Genomic DNA, 24,841 nt, shown 5'->3' on the forward strand with positions numbered 1-24,841 from the left:
ACGGCGGCGGAATTCCGCGGTCCTTCCGCTGGCCTGCGCCTTGCTTACGGACGGTCATGGTCATCTATCCCATGAACATGTTCCCGATGCGGGGCGAGCCGCCGCCGGTATCGCCTGAGCCGGCGGCGCAGGCCGGAGGCGCGGCCGGCGAAAGCGAGCTCGGGTTCTGGGATATTCTGGACGTCGTCAATCCGTTGCAGCATCTGCCGGTGATCGGCGCGATTTACCGCCACTTCACCGGCGACGAGATCAGCGCTCCCGCGCGTATTGCCGGGGGGCTGCTCTTCGGCGGCCCGATCGGCATGGCCGCCTCGGCAGCCGATGTCGGGTTGGAAGCGGTCAGCGGCGACGATCTCGGTGGCCATGTCTTCGCCTTGCTGGACGGGCAGGCCGCACCGGCCGACGGCCGCGCCCTGGCCGAGCACCGCAGCGCGGCCAGCGCCTATGGCGCGCAGGGCGGCGGGGGCGGCGTCAGCGCCTACGAGATCGACATCCCCGCCTGACCGCTCAGAGCGCCTTCTGGACGCGTGAATGCACGTCCGGCCCGATCACGTTGGCGAGAAGCGATTGGCGGTGCGGGTCAACACGCCATATCATTGTCCAATTGGGTCAAGCTGACGCCACAATTGGAAAGCAAACGGGGGCAAGCGCAGGCTTGAAGCGCGTGTGGGCCACTCATAAATGCGTTGAAGCCTGTTTCCCCAGATACCCGGCTAGGAGCAATACACAGTGACAACCAATCGCATCGATCGACCCGTCGGGCGCGGGACCGCTGTTGCGGCTCGTCCGGAGCCCGGCCGGTTGATGAGCTACGGCGTGGCCCTGCTGGTCCTGCTGTCCATGATGATGGCGGCAACCGCGAGCTTCGCCAAGTCGACGCCGGAGAGCTTCGCGCCGCTGGTCAAGCGGCTGAAGCCGGCCGTGGTCAATATCCAGGTGACCCAGCAGGCCGGCAAGACGGGCCCGCACGAGGGTTTCGAGATGCCGCAGGTGCCGGAGGGCTCGCCCTTCGAGGAGTTCTTCAAGGACTTTTTCGACCGCCGCCAGCAGCAGGGACCCAACCGTCGGCCGCTGACCTCTGTCGGTTCGGGTTTCGTGATCGACAAGGAAGGTCTGATCGTCACCAACAATCACGTGATCGACGGCGCCGACGAGATCCGCGTCTTCTTCCATGACGGTGAGAGCCTGGACGCGGAGCTGGTGGGCACCGACCCGAAGACCGATGTGGCGCTGCTGCGCGTGCAGCCGCGCGATGGCATGAACCTGACGACAGTGACCTGGGGCGATTCGGATACGGCCGAGGAAGGCGACTGGGTCGTGGCCATCGGCAATCCCCTGGGCCTGGGCGGCACGGTCACCGCCGGCATCGTTTCCGCGCGCGGCCGTGACATACGCTCCGGACCCTATGACGACTTCATCCAGACCGACGCCTCGATCAACAAGGGCAATTCCGGCGGACCGCTGTTCGACACCGACGGCAGGGTCATCGGCATCAACACCGCGATCTTCTCGCAGACCGGCGGCTCCATCGGCATCGGCTTCGCCGTGCCGGCGAACCTCGCCAAGCCGGTGGTCGAGCAACTGCTGAAGTTCGGCCGCACCAAGCGCGGCTGGCTGGGCGTCCGCATCCAGACCGTCACCGAGGAACTGGCTGAAGGCCTGGGCATGAAGCAGCCGCGCGGCGCCCTGGTCGCCGGCGTCACCGACGACAGCCCGGCCGGCGCGGCCGGCATCAAGTCGGGCGACGTCATCGTCCAGTTCAACGGCCAGGAGATCGATGAGATGCGTGCGCTGCCGCGCATCGTCGCCGAAACCGCCGTCGGCAAGACCGTGCCGGTGGAGGTCTGGCGCAAGGGTGAACTGCAGACCTTCCAGGTCGAGCTCGGTGAGCTCGAGCAGGCCGAAAAGCAGCTATCCATGACCGAGCCGTCGGAGCCGCAGGAGGAGACCAGCAGCACCGTCGGTTCGCTCGGCCTGACGCTCAGCCCGATCACCGAGGCCCTGGCCCAGGAGTTCGGCATCGAGCGCGAGACCGGCGCGGTGGTCACCGAGGTGAATCCCGATTCGTCGGCGGCCGAGAAGGGCCTGCGCCCGGGCGACGTCATCATCGAGGTGAATCAGGAAGAGGTGACCAACCCCAAGGAGGTTGCCGCCGAGGTCGACGCGGCGGCGAAGAACGAGAACCGCTCCGTCCTGCTGCTGGTGCAGCGGGGCGAGGACCGGCTGTTCATCGCGGTGCGCCTGAACCAGTCCTGAGCCGGCTTTCCGGCCGGTGATCTTCCGGAACCCCCGGCGGTCGATGCCGCCGGGGGTTTTGCGTTTCCGGGCGGATGCGGCAATCGGCGCATCGAAGCGGGCGCGTCCCGGGGCTTAATTCCCTCCCATGAGCACAATCATCGATTCCGGAGCCGGGGTGCGCGCGGGCCGTGACCAGCGCGCGGTCGTCCTCTGGCTCTATGCCGTGGCGGCCCTCGTCTTCGTCATGATCGTCGTCGGCGGAATCACCCGGCTGACCGAGTCGGGCCTTTCCATGGTCGAGTGGCGGCCCGTCACCGGGTGGCTGCCGCCCTTGAGCGAGGCGGCCTGGCAGGCGGAGTTCGAGAAGTACAAGGCCTTCCCAGAATACCAGAAGGTCAATGCGGGGATGAGCCTGGCGGATTTCAAGACAATCTACGCTTGGGAGTTCGCCCACAGGCTGCTTGGCCGTATCATCGGCCTCGCCTTCTTCGCGCCTCTGGTGTTCTTCCTGGCGACGGGACGGATCCGCCGCTCACAGGCGCCATGGTTCGTCTTCCTGCTTCTGGCGGGCGGCTCCCAAGGTGCGCTCGGCTGGTACATGGTCCAGAGCGGCCTGATCGACAATCCGGACGTCAGCCAGTACCGGCTGGCGGCGCACCTGTTCCTGGCCTTCGCGATCTACGCCCTGCTGATCTGGACCGCGTGGACGCTGCGCAGTCGGGGTGCCGCGCCGCCGGCCGTCACGGCGGGCTTCAGGACGGCGGCGACGGTTCTCGGCGTTCTGGTGGCTGTGCAGATCGTCATCGGCGCTTTCGTCGCCGGCACCAATGCGGGATTCGCCTACAGCACCTGGCCGACCATGGATGGCGACCTGATCCCGCCGTACATGTTCGACACCTCGCCCTGGTGGCTGGCGGCGTTCGAGGACGTCACGACGATCCAGTTCCTGCACCGGACCGTCGGCTATCTGATCGCCGCCGCTGCGGTCTGGCTGTTTTTCGCCGGCCGCCGCATCGGGCGGCCTGCGCGTTCCGCGGCGACGGCGGCGCTGCACCTCGTTCTGATCCAGATTGTCCTGGGCATCGCCACCCTGCTGATGGTGGTGCCGGTCTGGCTGGGGGCGCTGCACCAGGCCATGGCTGTGCTGGTCTGGACGGCTGCTGTCTACGCCCTGCGCATGGGCTGGACAGGACGCCGCTCCGCGTGATCTGGACTTTCCCTCCGTCCGCGCCAGTTTCCGTTCCCGTAAAGCAGTGAGGGAACGAAACGCCATGAACGAGCGGCCGAATTTCGCCGGGTTGAGCGGACTGGAGGCGATCCGCGCCATGATGGACGGCGGACGTGACATCGCCACCATCGGGCAGACCCTGGATTTCACCCTGGTGGAAGCGGATTTCGGCAAGGCTGTCTTCGAGGCCCGTCCAAGCGAACGGCATCTGAACCCCAACGGTATCGTCCACGGCGGCTATGCTGCGACGTTGCTGGATTCGTGCACCGGCATGGCCATCCAGTCGGCCCTGCCGGCGGGCCGTACCTTCACGACGCTGGAGCTGAAGGTGAACTATATCCGCGTGATGGCCCATGACGGCAGTCCCGTGCGCGCCACGGGGCAGACCATCCATGTCGGCCGCACGACGGCGACGGCGGAGGGCCGCATCACCGACGGCGAAGGCCGGCTGTTGGCGCATGCCACCACGACCTGCCTGATGCTGGACATTCCGTCGCCGCGCGACAGATAACCGGCCAGTTCGCGAGCGAGGGGGAATGCATATGACGGGGGCAACGGCGCGGCCACTCTGGCTGATGATCCTGGCGGCGGCGCTGATCGTGTTCCTGGGCATGGGCATGCGGTCAACCTTCGGCCTTTTCATGGAGCCGATCTCCAGCCAGATGGACTGGGGCAGGGAGATCTTCGGGCTCACCTTCGCCATCCAGAACATTGTCTGGGGAATGACCCAGCCCTTCGCCGGCGGCCTCGCCGACCGCTACGGCTCCGGCCGGGTTCTGTCGCTGGGCGGCCTGCTCTACGTCGTCGGCCTGCTGTTGATGGCGGAAGCGACGACGCCGCTGCTGATGCACCTGACCGGCGGCGTCCTGATCGGCCTGGCCCAGGGTCTGGCCTCGATGAGCATCGGCATGGCGACCGTTGCGCGGCATACGCCGGTCCATCGCCGGACGCTGGCGATGTCGATCGTCACCATGGGCGGCTCCGCCGGGCAGTTGGCCATCTCGCCGCTCGCGCCGCTGTTCATCGGCAGCTACGGCTACGTCTTCACCCTCGTCATGATGGCGGCGGCGGTTGCGCTGATCATTCCGCTGGCCCTGCCGCTGGCCGGCCGGCCCCCCGCCTACACCGCCGGGCCCAGCCAGAGCTTCGGCGAGGCCATCCGCGAAGCCGGCGGGCATCGCGGCTACTGGCTGCTGATCGGCGGTTTCTTCGTCTGCGGTTTCCACGTCGCCTTCATCGGCCTGCATCTGCCGGCCTATGTCGCGGATTCGGGGCTGGAGCCCTGGGTGGGCGGCGTCGCCCTGGCGACGGTCGGGGCCTTCAACATCGGCGGCACCCTGGCCGCCGGCGCACTGGGCGACCGCTATTCCAAGAAGTACCTGCTCAGTTTCCTCTACTTCGCGCGGGCGGTGGCGATCCTGTTCCTGGTCCTGATGCCGACCACCGTCGAGGTTGTGCTGGTCTTCTCGGCCATGATCGGCGTGCTGTGGCTGTCCACGGTGCCGCTCACCACGGGACTGGTGGGCCAGATCTTCGGTCCCCAGTACATGGGCATGCTGGCCGGCGTCGTCTTCTTCAGCCACCAGATCGGCTCCTTCGGCGGGGCCTATCTGGGCGGCATGCTGTTCGACGCCACCGGGTCCTACGACATCGTCTGGTGGATGAGCATCGCGCTGGGCATTCTCGCTGGCCTGGTGCACTGGCCGATCGACGAGCGGCCGGTCGTCCGGCCGGCCGCCGCCGCCTGAGGTTCAACCGCCGCGGCCGGCCTTCCTCGCGGCGTCGATCCTGTCGCGCCGGGTGACCCGCGCGGTGGCCGAGGCGCGTATCAGCAGCTTGCCGTCGCCGTCGAACAGCGAACCCTCCAGGAAGGCGACCGACTTGCCCAGGCGCAGCACCTGGCCCTCGGCCTCCATCGGCCCGGGATAGCCGGCGTTGAGGAAGCTCACCTTCAGTTCCAGCGTCGGTACGAAGACGGCGAAATCCGCCATCGCCACACAGGCGATGGCCATGGCCTCATCAACCATGGCGGTCAGGAAGCCGCCCTGGATGACGCCCAGCGGATTGCAGAAATCCGGCTTCGCCGTATAGGCGATGCGGGCATAGCCGCGATCGGGGTCGACATCGATCGGTCTGAAACCCAGCAGTTCCGTCGCCGGCGCGAGCGGACGGCGTTCGAGAATCTCCAATACGCGCCGGGCGCGGTCCTGGACGTCGGTCATGGTCACTCCGTTGCGATGGACAGGTGATAGCGGCCGGCAGCCACCCCGTCGGGCAGGGGCACGGAACGAAGGCGGGAATCCCCGAAGGGCTGGTCGGAGAGCAGCACGGCGCCCGGACGCATCAGATCGACGACCGCGCCAGCGATGGAACGGGCCAGCGCCAGGCTGGCCGCCTTGTCGCCGGTGCCGATATCGGCATGGACCAGGGCCGCGGGCTCGCCGATGCGCGCCATGGCGCCGGGCAGTTGCTCGGTGAAGTCGCCCAGAAACAGATCCGCCGCCGGCGGCACGCAGTCCGGCTGGGCCCTGACCTCGCGTTCGAAGACGAAGATGCGGCGCCCGGGCAGCAGGGCCCGGAGGTGATCGTAGGTCCGGCCATTGCCCAGGCCGAGTTCCAGTGCCGGCCCCGGCAGGTCCGCGATCATGGCGGCGGCGGCGTCGAGACAGGCGCGCTGCGCCTGCAGCCGCTGGATGAAGGAATCGAGGCGGGACATCGGGCGGGAATCAGCCGCCCTGCTGTTCGCGGACTTCGGCGAGTTCCTTCTGCGTCAACTGGAGGTCCCGCGTGGTGCGGTCCAGACGCGCCGCGATCTCACGCATGATCTCGATCGTCATCTGCGGGAACTCGGCGACCAGGCGGTAGAACAGGTCCGTGGTGATGCGCAGCGTCGTCAGCGTGGTGGTCGCCTTGACGGTCGCCGTGCGGGGGATATCGCACAGGATCGCGATCTCGCCGAAGAAGCTGTTCTTGTGCAGCTGCGCCACGGTGAGCGGTCCGGCGGGCAGGTTGACGATCACGTCGGCGTCGCCGTCGACGATCACGTACATGCTGTCGCCGGGTTCGCCCTGCTCGCAGACCACCTGACCCGGCTGGAACACCAGGCGCTCCGAGGTGAAGGCGAGCAGCTTCAGCTTCGACTGCTCCACTTTCTGGAACATCGGAATCTGCCTGAGCAGTTCGACTTCTTCATTCAGGCTCATAGGGTCGGTCCTCCCCGAACGCCGGTACTCAGGCGGCCTCGTTGTCGATCATCTCGCGCAGCGCGGTGCCGTCCTTGCTCAGTTCCTCGAACGATCCGCTCTCCACGACCTTGCCGCCCTTGACGACGATCACGTGGTCGAACCGTTCGGCCATCGCGGCGCGGTGCACGCCCCAGATCAGGCCACCGCTCTCGAAGCGCCGCAGCAGTCCGTCCAGGATGCGCGCCTGGCTGCTGCTGTCGAGCGACGCCGTCGCCTCCGACAGGATCATCACGTCCGGACGCTTCACGACCGCGCGGGCCAGGGCCAGCCTCTGCCGCTGGGACGCCGAAAGCCGCGAGCCGCCGATACCGGCGTCGTACTCAAGCCCGACCTCGGCGACCGTGTCGACGATTTCAAGTTCCGCCATCAGCTGACGGATCAGCGCGCCGACCCGTTCCTGCGCCTGGGCCTGGCCGTAGGCGATCTTCCCGAACAGGATGTTGTCCAGGATGTTCGCGGCGGCATTGTATTCCTCCGGATGGAAGAAATCGACCGAACCCGCCAGATCGTCGGGCAGGTTCTCGGCGAAGGCCTTGCGCGCCTGCAGGATACGCTCGCGCACCGGTTCGGAGATGATGCCGAGACGATGCCGCGCCGGGATCAGCTTGAAGGGCAGGGACATCAGGCGGAGCTTCTCCTCCTCCCGCATGTCGTCGATCTGCTCCTTGCTGTACTGGGCCAGCAGGGCCTGGTACTCGGGCAGGTCATCGGCCGAGATGAAGCTGAACTGCTGGAACAGTTCGTGGTCCGGCGGCAGGTCGGAGAACAGTTCCACCATGGTCGCCGCAGCCTGATAGCCCATGGCGATCATCTCGCGTTCCATGTCGACCTTGCGCAGCACCTCGCGGATGTATTCGTGCTCGGCCAGGTTCTCGACGTCGAAGGTGTCGCCGACCGGGGTGCCGAACAGCAGGTTCTCAGCCACCGTGGCGTTGGTGTTGTAGGTTTCGGGATCGTAGCGTTCGATCAGCGCCGCGACCTCCGGGTCCGACATCCGGTCCTTCAGCGCCGCCCGGGCCTTCAGGATACCCCCGGCGACATCGGGCTGCTTGTCGGGATCGATGCGCCCGCGCAGGCCGAACTGGTAGATGTCCTCGTCGAGTCCGACGACCTTCAGCGATTCGATGCCCTCGGCCCGCAGGCTCGCGAGGTCGCTGGCGCCGGCGGCGTCGTAGTCGGTCCAGTCGGCGGCAGGGTCGAAGTCGAGGTTGCCCGACGCCCGCGCCTCGCGGAGATAGCGCTCGTGCTCGGTCCTTTCCTCGCCCTCATAGGCGTCTTCCGACCGCGGCCGGTGGCGCAGGCCGTAGAACAGGTTGTCGCCGAGCTTCATGTTGAAGATCACCGGCGCGCCGTCGACGAAGGATATGCGCCGGCCGGTGACGGCTTCGGGCAGGGTCGACAGGTCGTGCTCGCCATAGGCGATGGTCCCGCGGTCGGGATCCTCCAGGCGGGCGAGCAGCTGCAACAGTTCCTCGCGCCCGGAACCGCCGCCGCCGACCAGCGCGACCCGCTTCGTCAGCGCCGTCGTCGCCGAAAGACCGTCGATCAGGTTGTTGTTCTGCTCGTCGGTCAGGGTAACGCCGGACAGCTTCATGTCGCCCCGCAGGTGCGGCACCGTCTCCGGCTCGTCCATCAGCCGCTCGTCGGCCATCAGGCCGGCCGGCTGGAACTGTTCGACCACCTGATCGTACTTGATGCGGGCGTCCGCCTGGCGCTGGTAGTAGCCCAGCAGCTCCTTCCACGGTGCGCCGATCTCCTTGTGCGCGCTGATCGCGGCGAACAGCGTGCCCAGGTCCAGGTCGCCGATGATCACCAGATAGCCGCCGATGGAATAGAACATCACCGGGCCGAGCTGCTGGATGAAGTTGTTCACGAACTTGATGACGAACTTCCAGATGTAGATCTGGAGGCGCACCGTGTAGATGCCGTGCAGGTGGTGGGAGAAGTTGGCCAGTTCCAGGTTGGAGGTGTCGTTGGCGTGGATCTCGGTGACGCCGGTGACGCTCTCGCCGATCTTCTCGGACAGCTTGCGGACGCGGCGCACCCGTTCCTTGCCCATCATGTTCACGCGCTTCTGCAGTTTCGGGATGATGTAGAACTGCAGCGGGTAGAGCGCCACGGCCGCCAGCGCCAGCTTCCAGTCCGCGATCAGCATGTAGCCCAGCGACATCAGCATGATGCCGCCCTGCATCACCGGCAGGGAGAAGCACTCGCCGACAAAGCCGCCGAGCGGCTCGACCTCGGCGGTGATCATGGAGATCAGTTCGCCCTGGCTCACCTTCCGGAAGGTGCGGCGGGGAAAGCGGAGAATGCGGTTGAACAGGCTGTAGCGCAGGCGGCGCAGCATGCGCTCGGCGGTGACGCCGCGATAGACGTTCAACGCGTACTTGATGCCCTGCAGCAGCAGGATGTTGGCCAGGAAGACGCCGACAAGGATGAACAGGAAGGTGACCTGATCGAACTCGGGGCCAATGCCGAAGACGGCCTCGGGGAAATCGATCGGCACCTTTTCGGTCTTGGTGGCGACCTCGCCGGCGGCGTCGGTCACCTCGCGCTCGACCTTGCGGAAACCCTGGATGCCCTCGTTGACGATGTTTTCGACAAGGGTATAGCCCAGCAGGGTCAGCGGCATGTTGATCACAGCCAGCGCCACAAGCACGATCTGCTGCTTGTAGCTGTACTTCAGAATGAAGCTGAAGACGTTCCGTTCCATCCGCTTCCCCTCTGATGCGGGCTGAGTGGCCCGCATCCGTACCCCTCCAGGCCGTGCGCGCCACGCAACATTAGTTGACCGGACAGGCACCCACAATCTGTGACAGCCGACAATTTGATCATTTACGGTTCTTGCAACGATCTGGCATAGTCCGGCGAAAATCTGGGGCGTATCGGGGATTCGCATGGCTACTAGCCGTGGATCGCGCGTGCTGATTTACAGTCACGACACTTTCGGGCTGGGTCATCTGCGCAGATGCCGGACGATCGCGCATTCGCTGGTCGAGAACCACAAGAACCTGTCGGTTCTTATTCTCTCCGGCTCGCCGATCATCGGCAGTTTCGACTTTCGCGCGCGCGTCGACTTCGTGCGTGTGCCGGGCGTCATCAAGCTGCGCAACGGCGAGTACACCTCGCTGAACCTTCACATGGACATCGAGGACACGCTCGACCTGCGCGCCTCGATCATCCGCCACACCGCGGCCAGCTTCGATCCCGACATCTTCATCGTCGACAAGGAGCCGCTGGGCCTGCGCGGTGAGGTCAAGGCGACGCTGGAGATGCTGAAGAGCCGAGGCACGCGTCTGGTGCTGGGCCTGCGGGACGTCATGGACGAGCCCAAGCTGCTGGCGCCCGAATGGCAGCGCAAGAACGTCATGCCCGCGCTGGAGGATCTCTACGACGATATCTGGGTCTACGGCCTGCCCCAGATCTGCAATCCGCTCGAAGGGATGGAACTGACGCCGAAGGTGCAGTCCAAGATGGTCTATACCGGCTATCTGCCGCGCCGGCCCGGGACGGCCGCGTCCGTCTCCCTGCCGGAGATCACGCAGCGCCCGTTCCTGCTGGTGACCACAGGCGGCGGCGGCGACGGCGAGGGGCTGATCGACTGGGTGCTGAAAGCCTATGAAAGCGACCCGCTGCTGCCCTATCCGGCGCTGCTGGCCCTGGGGCCGTTCATGCCGCCGGAACTGCAGGCCAGCTTCCACGAGCGCGCCGCCCGGCTGGAACGCGTCGAGGCAATCACCTTCGATCCGCATTTCGAGAACCTGATGGCCAGCGCCGCCGGCGTGGTGGCCATGGGTGGCTACAACACCTTCTGCGAGATACTCTCGCTGGACAAGCGCGCCATCATCGTGCCGCGCCGCGTGCCCCGGCTGGAGCAGACGATCCGCGCCGAGCGCGCCGCCGAACTCGATCTGGTGCAGATGATTGCCGACGACGGAGAGCGCGATGCCGCGGCCATGGCGGCCGCGCTCAGGCGGATGCCGCGCCAGAAGCGTCCCTCGGAAGTGGTGGTGCCGGGTCTGCTGGAGGGGCTGACCAACGTCAACCGACTGGCCGAGCCCTGGCTGGTTCGCGCCAAGCCGCGTCTCAGCCGGGCCGAGCGGGCGGTGGGGTAACCGGGCGCGACGTTCCGGATCCGGCAAGATGGTTTCCCGCGCGCCCCAAAACGATTAGATAGCCGCCATGGCAATCGACGATTTCATCGAACCTCAGGCCTTCGTGCCCGCCGAACCCGGTCCGGGGCTGGACGCGGCGACGGCGGGCGCGATCAACCGTGACGGCTATGTCATCCTGCGCGGCCACGTCCCTCACGAAACGCTGGCGGCGATCCGGGCCGATGTCGAGCGGTTGGTGAGCCAGAACCACCGCTCGCAGAAGGATATCCATCTCAAGTCCGCGGCGATCGGGAACGCCATGCGCTCGGACATCGTCCAGGGCACGATCGAGCGCTTCAACGGTCCGTCCGAACTGCTGCAGAGCTTCGCCTTCACCAAGCTGCCGAACGAGGTGCGTACCAAGCACTGGCATCAGGACGGGGTCTACTGGGGGCTTTCGGATTCGCGGGTCTGCTGCCTGTTCGTGCCCATGACGGCGACGAACGAGGACAATGGCTGCATCTGGTTCGTACCGGGTACCCACAGGCTGGGCCGGATGTACCACTGGGTGGCGACCGACGAGTTCGGTCTGGAGAACCTGGAATGCGACATGAGCGCCTTCCGCGAGCCGGTGCCGATGATCCTGGAGCCCGGCGATGCGGTGCTGGCGCACACCTACACGGTGCACGGCTCCTTCCACAACACCACCGACGAGCCGCGCATCAGCCTCGGGTTCCATTTCCGCCATCGGGACACCGAGCTTCGCTTGCCCGAGCCCTACCGCAAGGCCCGGGCGGCTCGCCTGGGGCGCAACCCCGCCACCGCCGCCTGATGTCCGCGAAACCGCTGAAAAAGCTTGCGCTGAAGTTCGGCTACGACTTCACCTTCCGCAAGCTTCCCCAGCACGCACTGCGCAACCGCCAGATCAAGCTGCCGCGCGACGTCGAGCCGGAGTTCGCCGAGATCTTCGCCCGGGTCGGCGATTACACGATGACCACGCCGGACTGCGTCTACGCCCTGTTCAACGCCACGCGTCACATCGTCGGCCTCGGTATCAAGGGCGAGTTCGTGGAATGCGGCGTCTGGAAGGGCGGCAGCGCCATGACGATCGCGCTCACCCTGAAGCATCTGGGCGTCACCGACCGCCGCATCCGCCTCTACGACACCTTCGCCGGCATGACGAAGCCGGACCCCATCGACGTCCGCCAGCGCGACGGCTCCGACACGATCGCGCGCTGGGAGATGCAGCAGAAGGCCGATCACAACGAATGGGCCTACGCGCCGCTGGAGGAAGTGCGGCGCAACATGGCCGCGACCGGCTACCCGGCGGAGATGATCGACTATGTCGAGGGCAAGGTGGAGGACACGATCCCCGACCGCGCGCCGGCGGAGATTGCGCTGCTCAGGCTGGACACCGACTGGTACCAGTCGACCTATCACGAACTGGTCCATCTCTATCCCAGGCTGACGCCGGGAGGCTTCCTGATCATCGACGACTATGGCGCCTATGAGGGCGCGCGGCAGGCGACGGACCGGTATTTCGATGAGCATGGCGGGCGGCCCTTCCTGCACCGCATCGACACGGCGGCGCGGATCGCCGTCAAGGCCGGCTGAGCCGGCGCGCGATGGCGGGGCGCACGGCGTTCATCCTGAAAGGCTATCCGCGGCTGTCGGAGACCTTCATCGCGCAGGAGATCCGGGCGCTGGAGCGGCGCGGCCTCGCCATCGATATCTGGTCGCTGCGCCATCCGACCGACCAGGCGGTCCATCCGGTCCACGATGAGATCAAGGCGCCGGTCGCCTATCTGCCCGAGTATCTCAGGGATGAGCCGGAACGGGTCAGGCGCGCCATCGCCGCCTGCCGCGGCCTGCCGGCCTACGGTCAGGTGCTGAAGCTGTGGGAGCGCGATTTCGCGCGCGACCCGACGACCAACCGTGTACGCCGGCTGGGCCAGGCCTTCGTCATGGCCGCCGAACTGCCGCCGGACGTCGCCTGGCTGCACGCGCATTTCCTGCACACGCCGGCGTCGGTCGCGCGATACGCCGCACTGCTGCGGGGTCTGCCCTGGTCGGTCTCCGCCCACGCCAAGGATATCTGGACCAGCCCCGAATGGGAGAAGCGCGAGAAGCTGGCGGACTGCGCCTGGGCCGTGACCTGCACGGCGGTGAACGCGGACCACCTCGCCGCGCTGGCGCCCGCGGGCCGGGTGGAACTGGTCTATCACGGCCTCGACCTGGATCGCTTTCCGCCGCCGTCCGCCCCGGCGAAAGCGGCGCCCCCGGTGATCCTCTCGGTCGGCCGGGCGGTGCCGAAGAAGGGCTATGGCGATCTGCTCGAAGCCCTGGCGCGGGTCCGGGCGCCCTTCCGCTTCGTCCATATCGGTGGCGGCGGCGAGATCGGAAAGCTGAAGGCCAGGGCCGCCGAACTCGGCCTCGCCGACCGCGTCGAATGGCGCGGCCCGCAGCCACAGTCGGCCGTGCTGGCCGCCTGCCGGGAAGCGAGCCTGTTCGCGCTCGCCAGCCGCGTCACCGAGGACGGCGACCGGGATGGGCTGCCCAATGTGATCGTGGAGGCGCAGAGCCAGCAACTGCCGGTGGTCGCAACCGCCGTCTCCGCCATTCCGGAACTGATCCGTGACGGGGAGAACGGGCGTCTCGCCGCAGAAGGCGATGTTGCGGGCCTTGCCGCCGCGATCGAGGAATTGCTCGCCGACCCGGGACGGGCGGAGCGCATGGGCCGCCGGGGCGAGGAGATCGTGCGTCGCGATTTCGACCTGGACCGCTGCATCGGCCGGCTGGCGCAGCGTTTCGGACTGGCGGCGGCGTGATGCGTATTGCCTTCTACGCGCCGCTGAAGCCGCCCGACCATCCGCGTCCTTCGGGGGACCGGGCGATGGCGCGGCAGATGATCGCCGCGCTGCGGGCGGCCGGCCACGAGGTCTTCCTGGCCAGCCGGCTGCGTTCCCGTGAGGCGGCGGGCAATGCGGCGGCGCAGGGCCGCATCGTCTCCCAGGCCCGGCAGGAGGCGGCGATGCTGGCCGCGCGCCTGCTGGAGGATCCGCCGGACCTCTGGTTCACCTATCACGTCTACTACAAGGCGCCCGACCTGATCGGCCCGACAATCTGCGAGCACCTGTCGATTCCCTATGTCGTGGCCGAGGCGAGCCATTCGGCACGGCGTCTGATTGGGCCGCACGCGGATTTCGCGCGGGCCGCGCTGGACGCCATCGCGCGCGCCGACGGCGTGCTCTGTCTGACTGCGCGCGACCGGGCCGGACTGGAAGGCCTCGTCGCGCCGGAGAAGCTGTTCGACCTGACGCCTTTCGCGCCCCTGCGCGCCGGACCGCGGCGGGGGACGGGACGTCTGCCACGGCGGCTGTTGGCCGTCGGCATGATGCGCCCGGGCGACAAGCTTCACTCCTATCGGCTGCTGGCCCGTTCCCTGGCAGGCGTACGCCATCTGCCCTGGCGGCTGACCGTGGTCGGTGATGGCGCCGCGGCGCGGCATGTGCGCCAGGCCTTCGCGCCCTATCGGGGCCGGGTGGATTTCGTCGGCGCGCTCGCCTCGGGACGTCTGGCGCAGGTCTACCGCCAGCACGATCTGCTGGTCTGGCCGGCCGTCAACGAGGCCTATGGCATGGCCCTGATCGAAGCCTCGGCGCGGGGCCTGCCGGTAATCGCCGGCAACGAGGGCGGCGTCTCCGAGGTCGTCCGCCATGGCGTCAACGGTCTGCTGACGCCGCCCCGCGACCCCGTCGCCTTCGGCCGCATCCTGGCGCAGGTCATGACCCAGCGTGCGCTATACAGCCGTCTGCGCCAGCGCAGCTGGGGCCATGCCGGCGCACGCCACGGCTTCGCCGCCGCTGCGGCGCGGCTCAACAGCATTCTGGGCCGGATATGCGCATCCTGATGATCCGCCACGGGCGCACGGACTGGAACGCTGCGCTGCGCATCCAGGGCCGGACGGACGTGCCGCTTTCCGCAGAAGGCCGTCTGGAGCAATGCGGCCGCGCCGTGCCGGCCGATTTCGCCGGCGCCCCGGCCTTTGTCAGCCCGCTGCGCCGCGCCCGCCAGACTGCCGAATTGCTGGATCTCACAGGCGCTGCCGTCGAACCGCGGCTGACGGAAATGGATTTCGGCGCCTGGGAGGGCCGCACCCACGCCGAGCTGCGGGCCGAGGATCCGGAAGGGCTGTCGGCGCTCGAGGCGAAGGGGCTGGACATGCGCCCCCCAGGCGGTGAGACCCCGCGCGAGGTCGGCGAACGGCTGCTCGGGTTCCTCGCGGAACTGGACGCGGACCGCGCCGTCCTCGTCACCCACAAGGGCGTCATGCGGGCGGCGCTGGCCCGCGCCTGGGGCTGGGACATGACCGCCGATCCGCCGGAGAAGATCGACTGGTCGGCGGGACAGGTCCTCGATTTCGCGGCCGGCGGGCTGCGGCCCGTCACCATCAACCTGCCGCTCCGGCGATGACGGACCGGGTCATGATCCATGTCCAGCACCTGCTGGGCGTCGGCCATCTGAAGCGCATGGCCATGCTGGCCGGCGCCCTGGCCGAGCGCGGCGCGGCCGTCACCCTGGTTTCCGGCGGTCCGCCCGCGCCCCAGATCGGGCTGCCGTCCGACGTCGACTTCCGCCAGTTGCCGCCGGTCCGGGCGAAGGACCAGCGGTTCTCCGGCCTGATCGATGGGGAGGGGCGGGACGTCGACGACGATTTTCTCGACCGCCGCCGCGACGAACTGCTGGCGATCTTCGAGGAACGCCGGCCCGACATTCTGGTGATCGAACTCTTTCCGCTCGGCCGCCGCCAGCTCCGCTTCGAACTGCTGGCGCTGCTGGAGCGGGCGCGGGGACGCTGCCGTACCATCGCCTGCTCGGTCCGGGACATCGTCAACCGCCGGCCGCATCGCGAAGCCGAAGCGCTGGACTGGCTGCAGCAGTCTTTCGACCTGCTGCTGGTCCATGGCGACGCGCGCCTGACGCCGATCGTCGACAGCGTCGCCGGGATCGAGGCTTTCCGGGGGCGAATCGTGCACACCGGATATCTGGCTGAACCCTTGCCGGCGCCGGCCGGGGAGGGCGATATCCTGGTCTCGGCCGGCGGCGGCGCGTCCGGGGAGCGGCTATTCGGGGCTGCGGTCGGGGCCTCGGCGCTGCTGCGCGGCGAGGTTCCACAGCGCTGGCGGTTCCGGCATGGCGCAGGAACCCCATCCGCGCGGTTGAAGGAATGGCGGGCCGTGGCCGCACCGGGTTCGGTCTTCGAGGCGGTGGCGCCGGATTTCCGCGCCCGTCTGCGCGGGGCGGTGCTTTCGGTGTCCCAACTGGGCTACAACACGGCCGTGGACCTGATGCAGTGCGGAACCCGGGCCGTGGTCGTACCGTTCGAAGGCGAGGGCGAGACCGAACAGCTGCGCCGGGCGGCGGCGCTGGCGCCCTTCGGGCTGCGCGTGGTGCGTGAATCGGGCCTGGCTGCGCCGGCGCTCGCCGCCGCCGTCTGGGCGGCGCTGTCGGGCCCGGCGCCGGTCTTCGCGGGCGCCGTCGATCTGGACGGGCTGGCGCGCGCCGCCGAGACCCTTCTGGCGCGCCAATGACCCCGGGGGCAGGGGAATACCGCTATCCGCCACGGGCGCTTCGCGGAGACTATCTCAGGGCGGTGATCGGCCTCACAGTCTTTGCCGGTCCGGCATTGTTTGTCCCACTTTCTTCTGTCATGGTCTGGCTGCTCGGTGCACTTGGCCTTCTTTTTGCTGGGTTTGCGGTCAGGACGGTGGCGCGGCAGTTCAGCGTCACGATCGTCGATGCGGAGGCGGTCCGTCAGCGCGGTCCGCTGGCGAGGTCGGTGCGATGGGACGAGTTGGACGAGGTGACGTTGAGATTTTATTCAACCTGGCGCGATAGAACGTCGGGGTGGATGCAATTGAACATCAAGGGGGGCGGCTCAGCGATACGCGTGGATTCGGCGTTGCAGGACTTCGACCAGTTGGCCGAAGCGGCCTTTTCCGCCGCCGCGGGGCGCGGAATCGGTTTTGACGCCATGACACGGCAGAATGCGGGCGCCATGGGCTTGGACCTTCCCGAACCGGCTGGGGGACCGTTCTGAATGAGCACGAACGTGCTGCGCGTGCGCGACCTGAAGGTCGAGTTCCATGTATCCGAAGGCGTGATCAGGGCGGTCGACGGCGTTTCCTTCCGGGTGCCCCAGGGCAAGACGGTCGCGCTGGTCGGCGAATCGGGCTCGGGCAAGACGGTCATTTCCCAGGCGATCATGGGCATCCTGCCCAGGGCCGCGCGCATCGATCAGGGCGAGATCCTGCTGTTCGATCCCGAAAAGCCCGGCAGCTTCGTCGACATCACCAAGTTGAAACGCGACGGCGCCCAGATGCGGCGGCTGCGCGGCTCCAAGGTCTCGATCGTGTTCCAGGAGCCGATGACCAGCCTGTCGCCGCTGCACACCGTCGGCGACCAGGTGTCGGAGGCGCTGCGCCTGCACAATGAGAGGGGCGAGAAGTACGCCCGCGAGGTGTCCGAGGAAATGCTGGGCCTGGTCGGCTTTCCCGATCCGGCCAAGGCGATGCGGACCTATCCCTTCGAACTGTCCGGCGGCCTGCGCCAGCGCGCGGTGATCGCCATGGCGCTGGTCTGCCGCCCGGCGCTGCTGATCGCCGACGAGCCGACGACCGCGCTGGACGTGACCATCCAGGCGCAGATCCTGAAGCTGATGAACGATCTTCAGTCCGAACTGAAGATGGCGATCCTGATGATCACCCACGATCTGGGCGTGGTCGCCAACATGGCCGACGAGATCGTCGTCATGTACCACGGCCGGGTGATGGAGCGGGGGACGCTGCACGACATCTTCGACGCGCCGGAGCACCCCTATCTGAAGGCGCTGCTCCGCGCCGTGCCGCGCTTCGACATGGAGCCTGGCGAGCGCCTCGTTCCGATCCGGGAGATCAAGACCAAGGTCGGCAGCAAGCTGATGGAGAAGAAGGCGCACTGGCCCACGGACCAGGCCGATTCCGACAAGCCGATGCTGCAGGTCAAGGGACTTTCCAAGAGTTTCGCCATCAAGAAGAGCGGCGTTCTGACCTCCAAGGAGGCCGCCCGCGTGCTGGCCGTCGAGGATGTCAGCTTCCACATCAAGCGCGGCGAGTGCCTGGGCCTGGTCGGCGAGTCGGGCTGCGGCAAGACCACGACCTCGAAGGTGTTGATGCGCGCGCTCAGCCCCGACAGCGGCGAGGTCACCTTCAACGACCGCGGCAACATGGTCGACGTGCTGAGCCTGAAGGGGAAGGGGCTCTTCGACTACCGCCGGAAGGTCCAGTTCATGTTCCAGGACCCGTTCAGCTCGCTCAATCCGCGCATGACGGTCCTGGACATCATTTCCGAGCCCCTGGTGATCCACAAGGTCTGCGCCAAGGAGGAGCGGGTCGAGCGGGTGCGCGAACTGATGAATCTGGTCGGCCTGGACGAGCGCTTCCTGCGCCGCTACCCGCACAGCTTTTCCGGCGGTCAGCGCCAGCGCATCGGCATCGCCCGCGCGCTCGCGCTGCAGCCCGAACTGCTGATCTGCGACGAGCCCGTCTCCGCCCTCGACGTCTCGATCCAGGCGCAGGTGCTCAACCTGCTGAAGGATCTGAAGGAAGAGCTGGGGCTGACCTACCTGTTCATCTCCCACAACCTCGCCGTCATCGACTACATGGCCGACCGGATCGCCGTGATGTGCCAGGGGCGGCTGGTGGAGACGGCCGAACGCCAGACCCTGTTCAACAACCCCATCCACCCGTACACGCGCGCGCTGCTCAACGCGGTGCCGAAGCCCGATCCCGACGAACGGCTCGATCTGACGGCGCTCATGGAGGGCAAGGCCTCGATCCCCTCCGAGTGGCCGCGGCCCTTCACCGTCGACGGCACCACCGAACTCGAGCTGATCGACATCGGCGGCGGACACTGGGTCCGCGCCGCGCGCACCGCCGACATCAGGGAGATCGCGGCATGATCCGATGGCTCGCAGCCTTGTCCGTCGGGCTCTGCGCGGTCACCGGCGCGGCGGCCGAAAGCTACATCGAGACCCCGTGGTTCGAGCAGCAGGTCGAGAACCGCGAACTGCCGCCGGTCAACGAGCGGCTGCCGGACGAGCCGCTGGTGGTCAGCTATGGCGAGAACAGGTCCGCCGGCCTGCATGGCGGCGATCTCAACATCCTGATCCCGCGCGACCGCTATCTGCGCCACATGGTGGTCTACAGCTATGCCCGGCTGGTCGGCTATGATCAGAACTACGATTTCGTCGCCGACATCGCGAAGGATTTCACGGTCGAGGAAGGCCGCATCTTCACCTTCCACCTGCGCCGCGGACACAAGTGGTCCGACGGTCATCCGCTGACGTCGGATGATTTCCGCTATTTCTGGGAGGATCTGGTCCTCAACGAGGAACTCAATCCCGGCGGCGTTCCGGCCTATCTGCAGGTCGAGGGGCATTCCCCGGTGGTGGAGTTCCCCGACAAGTATACCGTCCGGTACACTTGGCCGGCGCCGAACCCGCAGTTCCTGCCGCGCCTCGCCGGCGCCTCGCCGCTGTTCATCTACCGGCCGGCCCACTACCTGAAGCAGTTCCACGTCAACCACGCCGACCCCGAAGAGCTGGCGCGCAAGGTGGAGGCGGCGCAGCGGCCCAACTGGGCCTCCCTGCACAACCGCCGCGACCGGATGTACCGCTTCGACAACATCGAACAACCGACGCTGCAGCCCTGGAAGAACCGCACCGAGGACAAGTCGACGGGCCGCTTCGAGGGGGTGCGCAATCCCTACTTCCACAAGGTCGACGAGAACGGCCGGCAGCTTCCCTATCTGGACCGCATGATCCTGACCGTCGCCTCGCCGGCGCTGATTCCGGCCCAGGCCGGCTCCGGTCAGACCGATCTGCAGGCGCTGGGGATCCGGCTGGTGGACTGGACCTTCCTGAAGGAGGCCGAGGACCGCGGCAATTACGACGTCTACGCCTGGGAAACGGCGATGGGCGCGGAAATGGCGCTGTTCCCCAACCTCAACTACGAGGATCCATACTACCGGGAGCTGCTCCGGGACGTCCGGTTCCGCCGCGCCCTCTCCCTCGCCATCGACCGTCAGCTGGTCAACGAGGTGATCTATTTCGGCGATGCGCGGGAACAGAACAACACCGTGCTGCCGCGCAGCCGCCTTTATGAAAAGAGTTACGCCAAACGCTGGGCGGAATACGACCCCGAGCGCGCAAGCGCACTGCTCGACGAACTCGGCCTGACGGAACGGAGCGGCGGCATCCGCCTGCTGCCCGACGGGCGCAAGCTGGAAGTGATCGTCGAGACCTCGGGCGAGGATCCGCAGCAGATCGACATCCTGGAACTGATCGGCGAGACCTGGCGCGAAGTCGGCGTGAAGCTGTTCATCAAGCCCTCGCAGCGCGACACCTTCCGCAACCGCGTTTCCGCGGGCCTGGCGATGATTTCGGTCTGGAACGGCATCCAGGCGGGCCTGGCCACGCCGGAGATGAGCCCCGAGGAACTGGCGCCGACCAGCCAGCTCGGCCTGCAGTGGCCGAAATGGGGGCTGCATCACGAATCGGGCGGCACCATGGGCTCGGCGCCGGACATGGAACTGCCGTCGAAGCTTCTGGATCTCTACAAGGACTGGAAGCTGTCGACCGACACCGCCGAGAAACGCCGCATCTGGCACGAGATGCTGGAGATCAACGCCGAACAGGTCTACTCCATCGGCGTCGTCACCTCCGTACCGCAGCCGGTCGTGGTGCGCCGCGGCCTGCGCAACGTGCCGAAGAAGGGTGTCTACCACTGGGACCCGGGCGCCTATTTCGGCATCTACAACCCGGACACGTTCTGGTACGAGCCCGAATCCCTTCGCACCGCCACCCGCTGAAGACGGAACGAGACCAGACGATGTTCACCTACATCATCCATCGCCTGCTGATCATGATCCCGACACTGGTCGTGATCTCGATCGTGACCTTCGTGATCATTCAGCTCCCGGAAGGCGACTACCTGTCGAACCTGGTCAAGGAACTGCAGGCCCAGGGCGAAGCCGCGGCGCTGGAGAGGGTCGAATTCCTGCGCCAGCAATACGGCCTGGATGAGCCGGCCATCGTCCAGTACGGCATGTGGGTCGGGCTCTGGCCGGGCCCCAACGGATTCGACGGCATTCTGCAGGGCAACTGGGGCTGGGCCTTCGAACAGGATCTGCCCGTGGCCGATGTGGTCGGCGACCGGCTGTTCCTGTCGATGCTGCTCAACTTCACCACGATCCTGTTCATCTACATCGTCTCGTTCCCGATCGGCGTCTATTCAGCGACAAGGCAGTACTCGATCGGCGACTACGGCTTCACCTTCCTCGGCTATCTCGGTCTGGCGACACCGAACTTCCTGCTGGCGCTGATCATCATGTATTTCGGCAATCTCTGGTTCGGCGTCTCCATCGGCGGCCTGATGGACCCCGAATATCTCTCCGAGGGCTGGTCGCTCGGCAAGGCGGGTTCCGTGCTGGCGCATCTGGTGGCGCCGGTGATCGTCATCGGCACCGCAGGCACCGCCGGAATGATCCGGCGGCTGCGCGCCAACCTGCTGGACGAATTGCAGAAGCAGTATGTCGTGACCGCACGCGCCAAGGGCGTGCCGCCCGGCCGGCTGCTGATCAAGTACCCCGTGCGCATGGCGCTGAACCCGTTCATCGCCGACATCGGCAACCTGCTGCCCGCCGTCGTTTCCGGCTCGGCCATCGTCGCCGTGGTGATGCAGCTGCCGACGCTCGGCCCGATCCTGCTGCAATCGCTGCAGAGCCAGGATCAGTACCTGGCCGGCTCCATCCTGATGTTCCTGGCATTCCTCACCGTGGTCGGCATGCTGATCTCCGACCTTCTTCTGGCGATGCTCGATCCCCGGATCCGGCTGGGCGGGGGCGTGGCGAAATGAGCGTTTCGGACTCCGAAGACAAGCTGCGCCACTGGGTCGACGATCAGCCCTTCGATCCCCAGTCGCGCGAGACGCTGACGCCGGAGCAGGAGAAATTCTACCTCGCCTCCCAGTGGCAGCTCATGTGGTGGAAGTTCCGCCGCCACAAGCTGGCGATGATCTCCGCCGCGGTGCTGGCGCTGTTCTACCTCTCGGTGCTGATGAGCGAATTCATCGCGCCCTACGACCTCAACACCCGCGACGCCCGGCACATCCTGGCGCCGCCGCAGACGATCCACCTGTTCCACGACGGCAGTCTTGTCGGCCCCTTCGTCTATGGCTACGACCTGGAGAAGGACGAGGTGATGCGTCAGCGCATCTACACGCCCAGTCCGGAAAAGGTGCAGCCGCTGCGCTTCTTCTGTCTGGGCGACAGCTACGATTATTTCGGCCTCGTGCCCGGCAGCTTCCATTTCGTCTGCCCGGCCGAAGGGGGCTCGTTTTTCCTGCTCGGCACCGACCGGCTGGGGCGAGACATCTTCAGCCGCATCGTCCATGGCGCGCGGATATCGCTCACCGTCGGTCTGTTCGGCATCACGCTGTCCTTCATCCTCGGCATCGTCATGGGCGGCATTTCCGGCTATTACGGCGGCTGGGTGGACAATATCATCCAGCGCGTCATCGAGATGATCCGCTCCTTCCCCGAACTGCCGCTGTGGATGGCGCTGTCGGCGGCGCTGCCGGCCAACTGGTCGCCCTTGCTGATATTCTTCGGCATTACGGTGATCCTGGCGCTGTTCGACTGGCCATCGCTCGCCCGCGCGGTCCGTTCCAAGCTGCTGGCGCTCCGCGAGGAGGACTTCACCGTGGCGGCCCAGCTCATGGGGGCCAGTCCGACCCGCGTCATCGGCCGCCACCTTCTGCCCAGCTTCATGAGCCACCTGATCGCCTCGGCGTCCCTCTCGATTCCGGCGATGATCCTGGGCGAGACGGCGCTGTCCTTCCTGGGCATCGGCCTGCGGCCGCCGATCACCTCCTGGGGCGTGCTGCTGAACGAGGCGCAGAACCTCAACGCCGTGGTGCTGACGCCCTGGCTGCTCTGGCCCATGGCGCCGGTCATCATCATCGTTCTGGCGTTCAACTTCATGGGCGACGGTCTGCGCGACGCCGCCGACCCCTACAAGTAGCGGCAAGGCAGGCGCAGCATGTGCGGTATCGCCGGCTGGTATCTGCCGGCCGGCTCCGCGCCCGGCGCCGCAGCACTGAAGGCCATGACCGACCGGATCGCTCATCGCGGTCCGGACGGCGAGGGCGCGCTGCTGGCAACCAGTTCCGACGGCGCCTGGCAGGGGGCGCTGGGCCACCGCCGGCTGGCGATCATCGATCTCTCGACTGGCGACCAGCCGATGCATTACACGGCGCCCGACGGGCGGCGGCTGTCGATCGTCTTCAATGGCGAGGTCTACAATTTCCAGACCCTGCGCACGGAACTGGAGGCGCTGGGACACGTCTTCCGCACTACTTCCGACACCGAGGTAGTGCTCGCCGCACACGCCGAATGGGGACCGGAATCGGCAAAGCGGCTGAGGGGCATGTTCGCCCACATCATCTGGGAGCATGAGCGGGGCCGCATGACGGTCGTCCGCGACCGCTTCGGCAAAAAGCCCTTGTTTCTCGCGCGGCGGCCGGAGGGCGGATTCTACTGCGCTTCCGAGATCAAGGCGCTGCTGTCTGCGCCGGGAGTCGGGGCGCGGCTCGACCGCTCGGTTCTGCCGCATTACCTGAACTACCGATACGTGCCCGGTCCGCACACGTTCTTCGAAGGGATCGAGAAGCTGTCGCCCGCGAGCATCGCTGTCTGCGAGGGCGGTGAAGTCACGGTCAGCCGTTACTGGACGACGCCGGACAGCCGGGTCGAGCCCCACGCCGCCGAGGGCGACCCGGTGGCCGCCTTCATGGACATGCTGCAGCAGGCGGTGGCGCTGCGCATGGTCTCCGATGTGCCCTTCGGCGCGTTCCTCTCCGGCGGCATCGACAGTTCGGCCATCGTCGCACTGATGAGCCGGGTGAGCGACCTGCCGGTGAACACCTTCTCCGTCGGCTTCGCCGAGGGCGAATACAGCGAACTCGGCTACGCCCGCCAGATCGCCGAGCAGTTCGGCACGCGCCATCACGAACTGGAGGTCTCGGCCGATACGCTGATGGACTGGCTGCCCGAGCTCATCGGCTTTCGCGACGCCCCGGTGGCCGAGCCGTCGGACATCCCTATCCACCTGCTGTCGGCAGAGGCCCGCAAGTCGGTGAAGATGGTGCTGACAGGGGAAGGATCGGACGAGATCCTGGCCGGCTACCCCAAGCACCGCGCCGAGCGCCAGGCCGCGCGCTATCACGCACTGATACCGGGGGCGCTGCACGAAAGCCTGGTCCGTCCGCTGGTTGCGGCGCTGCCCTACCGCTTCCGCCGCATCAAGACGCTGTTCGACAGCCTGTCGGAGCGGGATGTGCGCGACCGGTTTCCGCGCTGGTTCGGCGTGCTGGGGCCGAAGGCGCGGGCCCGCCTGCTGAAGGCCGGCATCGACCCGGCCGAACTGGACCCCACGCCGTTCGAAACCCGCGAGTGCGCCAGTCCGCTCCGCCGTCTGCAGCACTTCGATCAGACCTCCTGGCTGCCCGACAACCTGCTGGAGCGGGGCGACCGCATGACCATGGCGGCCTCGATCGAGGCGCGCATGCCCTTCATGGACCATGAACTGGCGGAACTGGTCGCCGGCCTGCCCGACGACTGCCGCATCCGCGGCGGCGAGGACAAGTGGCTGCTGCGCGAAGGCATGCGCCGCATCCTGCCGCGCGAAATCCTGGAGCGGCCCAAGGTCGGCTTCCGCGTGCCGGTGAACGAATGGTTCCGCACCACCATGCGCGACTGGGTGCGCGACCACCTTGCCGGGGCTGACAGCCGCTCGGCGGTGCTCTACGAAGGGGCGGAGCTGGCCCGGATACTGGACGACCACGAACAGGGCCGTCAGAATCACGAGAAGCTGATCTGGACGCTTGTCACGCTGGAACTGTTCCTGCGCCGCTATGCCCTGAACCCCTGAGGCCTCG

Annotated in this window: 22 protein-coding genes; 18 read left to right on the top strand and 4 right to left on the bottom strand. The window is 67.1% G+C overall.

Going from position 1 to position 24,841, the window contains the following annotated elements:
- The first annotated feature begins 56 nt into the window (after positions 1 to 56).
- From TEF_05745 to TEF_05765, 5 genes are all read left to right on the top strand, one after another.
- Positions 57 to 503 carry a hypothetical protein gene (locus TEF_05745; GenBank protein ANK80347.1) on the top strand — a complete coding sequence of 149 codons (447 nt, stop codon included), beginning with the start codon at positions 57 to 59 and terminating at the stop codon, positions 501 to 503.
- A 301-nt stretch (positions 504 to 804) separates the two neighbouring features.
- Positions 805 to 2,256: a serine protease gene (locus tag TEF_05750; protein ID ANK80348.1), complete on the top strand. Its 1,452-nt coding sequence runs from the start codon at positions 805 to 807 to the stop codon at positions 2,254 to 2,256.
- Between the two features lie 127 nt (positions 2,257 to 2,383).
- Entirely contained in the window at positions 2,384 to 3,445 is a 1,062-nt protein-coding gene (locus tag TEF_05755; protein ID ANK80349.1) for a hypothetical protein, read from the top strand.
- Between the two features lies 1 nt (position 3,446).
- Complete coding sequence (locus TEF_05760; GenBank protein ANK80350.1) at positions 3,447 to 3,977, top strand: hypothetical protein; 531 nt, start codon at positions 3,447 to 3,449, stop codon at positions 3,975 to 3,977.
- 31 nt (positions 3,978 to 4,008) lie between these two features.
- Positions 4,009 to 5,214 carry an MFS transporter gene (locus tag TEF_05765; GenBank protein ID ANK83305.1) on the top strand — a complete coding sequence of 402 codons (1,206 nt, stop codon included), beginning with the start codon at positions 4,009 to 4,011 and terminating at the stop codon, positions 5,212 to 5,214.
- Between the two features lie 3 nt (positions 5,215 to 5,217).
- On the opposite strand, the gene TEF_05770 is transcribed toward TEF_05765, so the two are convergent.
- Genes TEF_05770 through TEF_05785 form a run of 4 tightly spaced genes read right to left on the bottom strand, consistent with a single transcriptional unit; the run spans position 5,218 to position 9,460 of the window.
- On the bottom strand, positions 5,218 to 5,688 hold the full coding sequence (locus TEF_05770; GenBank protein ANK80351.1) for a hypothetical protein: 471 nt from the start codon (positions 5,686 to 5,688) through the stop codon (positions 5,218 to 5,220).
- A 2-nt stretch (positions 5,689 to 5,690) separates the two neighbouring features.
- Positions 5,691 to 6,182 carry a hypothetical protein gene (locus TEF_05775; protein ID ANK80352.1) on the bottom strand — a complete coding sequence of 164 codons (492 nt, stop codon included), beginning with the start codon at positions 6,180 to 6,182 and terminating at the stop codon, positions 5,691 to 5,693.
- 10 nt (positions 6,183 to 6,192) lie between these two features.
- Positions 6,193 to 6,669 carry a cyclic nucleotide-binding protein gene (locus tag TEF_05780; protein ID ANK80353.1) on the bottom strand — a complete coding sequence of 159 codons (477 nt, stop codon included), beginning with the start codon at positions 6,667 to 6,669 and terminating at the stop codon, positions 6,193 to 6,195.
- Between the two features lie 28 nt (positions 6,670 to 6,697).
- Positions 6,698 to 9,460: a hypothetical protein gene (locus TEF_05785; protein ANK80354.1), complete on the bottom strand. Its 2,763-nt coding sequence runs from the start codon at positions 9,458 to 9,460 to the stop codon at positions 6,698 to 6,700.
- A 148-nt stretch (positions 9,461 to 9,608) separates the two neighbouring features.
- Here TEF_05785 and TEF_05790 point away from each other — a divergent pair, with 148 nt between their 5' ends.
- The 13 genes from TEF_05790 (at position 9,609) to TEF_05850 (ending at position 24,834) form a co-directional block, all read left to right on the top strand.
- The gene (locus TEF_05790; protein ANK80355.1) at positions 9,609 to 10,826 is read left to right on the top strand and encodes a hypothetical protein; all 1,218 of its coding nucleotides are present in this window, start codon (positions 9,609 to 9,611) and stop codon (positions 10,824 to 10,826) included.
- 67 nt (positions 10,827 to 10,893) lie between these two features.
- Positions 10,894 to 11,637: a hypothetical protein gene (locus TEF_05795; GenBank protein ANK80356.1), complete on the top strand. Its 744-nt coding sequence runs from the start codon at positions 10,894 to 10,896 to the stop codon at positions 11,635 to 11,637.
- Positions 11,637 to 12,419, top strand: coding sequence for a hypothetical protein (locus tag TEF_05800; protein ANK80357.1), 783 nt, complete (start codon positions 11,637 to 11,639; stop codon positions 12,417 to 12,419). The genes TEF_05795 and TEF_05800 overlap by 1 nt, the downstream gene beginning before the upstream one ends.
- A gap of 11 nt (positions 12,420 to 12,430) precedes the next feature.
- Positions 12,431 to 13,633 (top strand): colanic acid biosynthesis glycosyltransferase WcaL, encoded by a 1,203-nt coding sequence (locus tag TEF_05805; protein ANK80358.1) that lies wholly within the window; start codon positions 12,431 to 12,433, stop codon positions 13,631 to 13,633.
- On the top strand, positions 13,633 to 14,715 hold the full coding sequence (locus TEF_05810) for a hypothetical protein (GenBank protein ANK80359.1): 1,083 nt from the start codon (positions 13,633 to 13,635) through the stop codon (positions 14,713 to 14,715). The genes TEF_05805 and TEF_05810 overlap by 1 nt, the downstream gene beginning before the upstream one ends.
- Positions 14,703 to 15,278, top strand: coding sequence for a hypothetical protein (locus TEF_05815; GenBank protein ID ANK80360.1), 576 nt, complete (start codon positions 14,703 to 14,705; stop codon positions 15,276 to 15,278). Before TEF_05810 ends, TEF_05815 begins: the two co-directional genes overlap by 13 nt.
- Positions 15,275 to 16,396, top strand: coding sequence for a hypothetical protein (locus TEF_05820; GenBank protein ANK80361.1), 1,122 nt, complete (start codon positions 15,275 to 15,277; stop codon positions 16,394 to 16,396). Before TEF_05815 ends, TEF_05820 begins: the two co-directional genes overlap by 4 nt.
- Positions 16,393 to 16,905: a hypothetical protein gene (locus TEF_05825; protein ANK80362.1), complete on the top strand. Its 513-nt coding sequence runs from the start codon at positions 16,393 to 16,395 to the stop codon at positions 16,903 to 16,905. Before TEF_05820 ends, TEF_05825 begins: the two co-directional genes overlap by 4 nt.
- A complete protein-coding gene (locus TEF_05830; GenBank protein ANK80363.1) occupies positions 16,906 to 18,804 on the top strand; it encodes an ABC transporter ATP-binding protein in 1,899 nt (632 codons plus the stop codon).
- On the top strand, positions 18,801 to 20,714 hold the full coding sequence (locus tag TEF_05835) for a peptide ABC transporter substrate-binding protein (GenBank protein ANK80364.1): 1,914 nt from the start codon (positions 18,801 to 18,803) through the stop codon (positions 20,712 to 20,714). The genes TEF_05830 and TEF_05835 overlap by 4 nt, the downstream gene beginning before the upstream one ends.
- Before the next feature lie 20 nt (positions 20,715 to 20,734).
- Positions 20,735 to 21,760 carry an ABC transporter permease gene (locus TEF_05840; GenBank protein ANK80365.1) on the top strand — a complete coding sequence of 342 codons (1,026 nt, stop codon included), beginning with the start codon at positions 20,735 to 20,737 and terminating at the stop codon, positions 21,758 to 21,760.
- A complete protein-coding gene (locus TEF_05845) occupies positions 21,757 to 22,926 on the top strand; it encodes a peptide ABC transporter permease (GenBank protein ANK80366.1) in 1,170 nt (389 codons plus the stop codon). The genes TEF_05840 and TEF_05845 overlap by 4 nt, the downstream gene beginning before the upstream one ends.
- An 18-nt stretch (positions 22,927 to 22,944) precedes the next feature.
- Positions 22,945 to 24,834 (top strand): asparagine synthase (glutamine-hydrolyzing), encoded by a 1,890-nt coding sequence (locus TEF_05850; protein ANK80367.1) that lies wholly within the window; start codon positions 22,945 to 22,947, stop codon positions 24,832 to 24,834.
- Positions 24,835 to 24,841: the final 7 nt, after the last annotated feature.

This window comes from Rhizobiales bacterium NRL2, assembly GCA_001664005.1.
Classification (GTDB): Bacteria; Pseudomonadota; Alphaproteobacteria; order Minwuiales; family Minwuiaceae; genus Minwuia.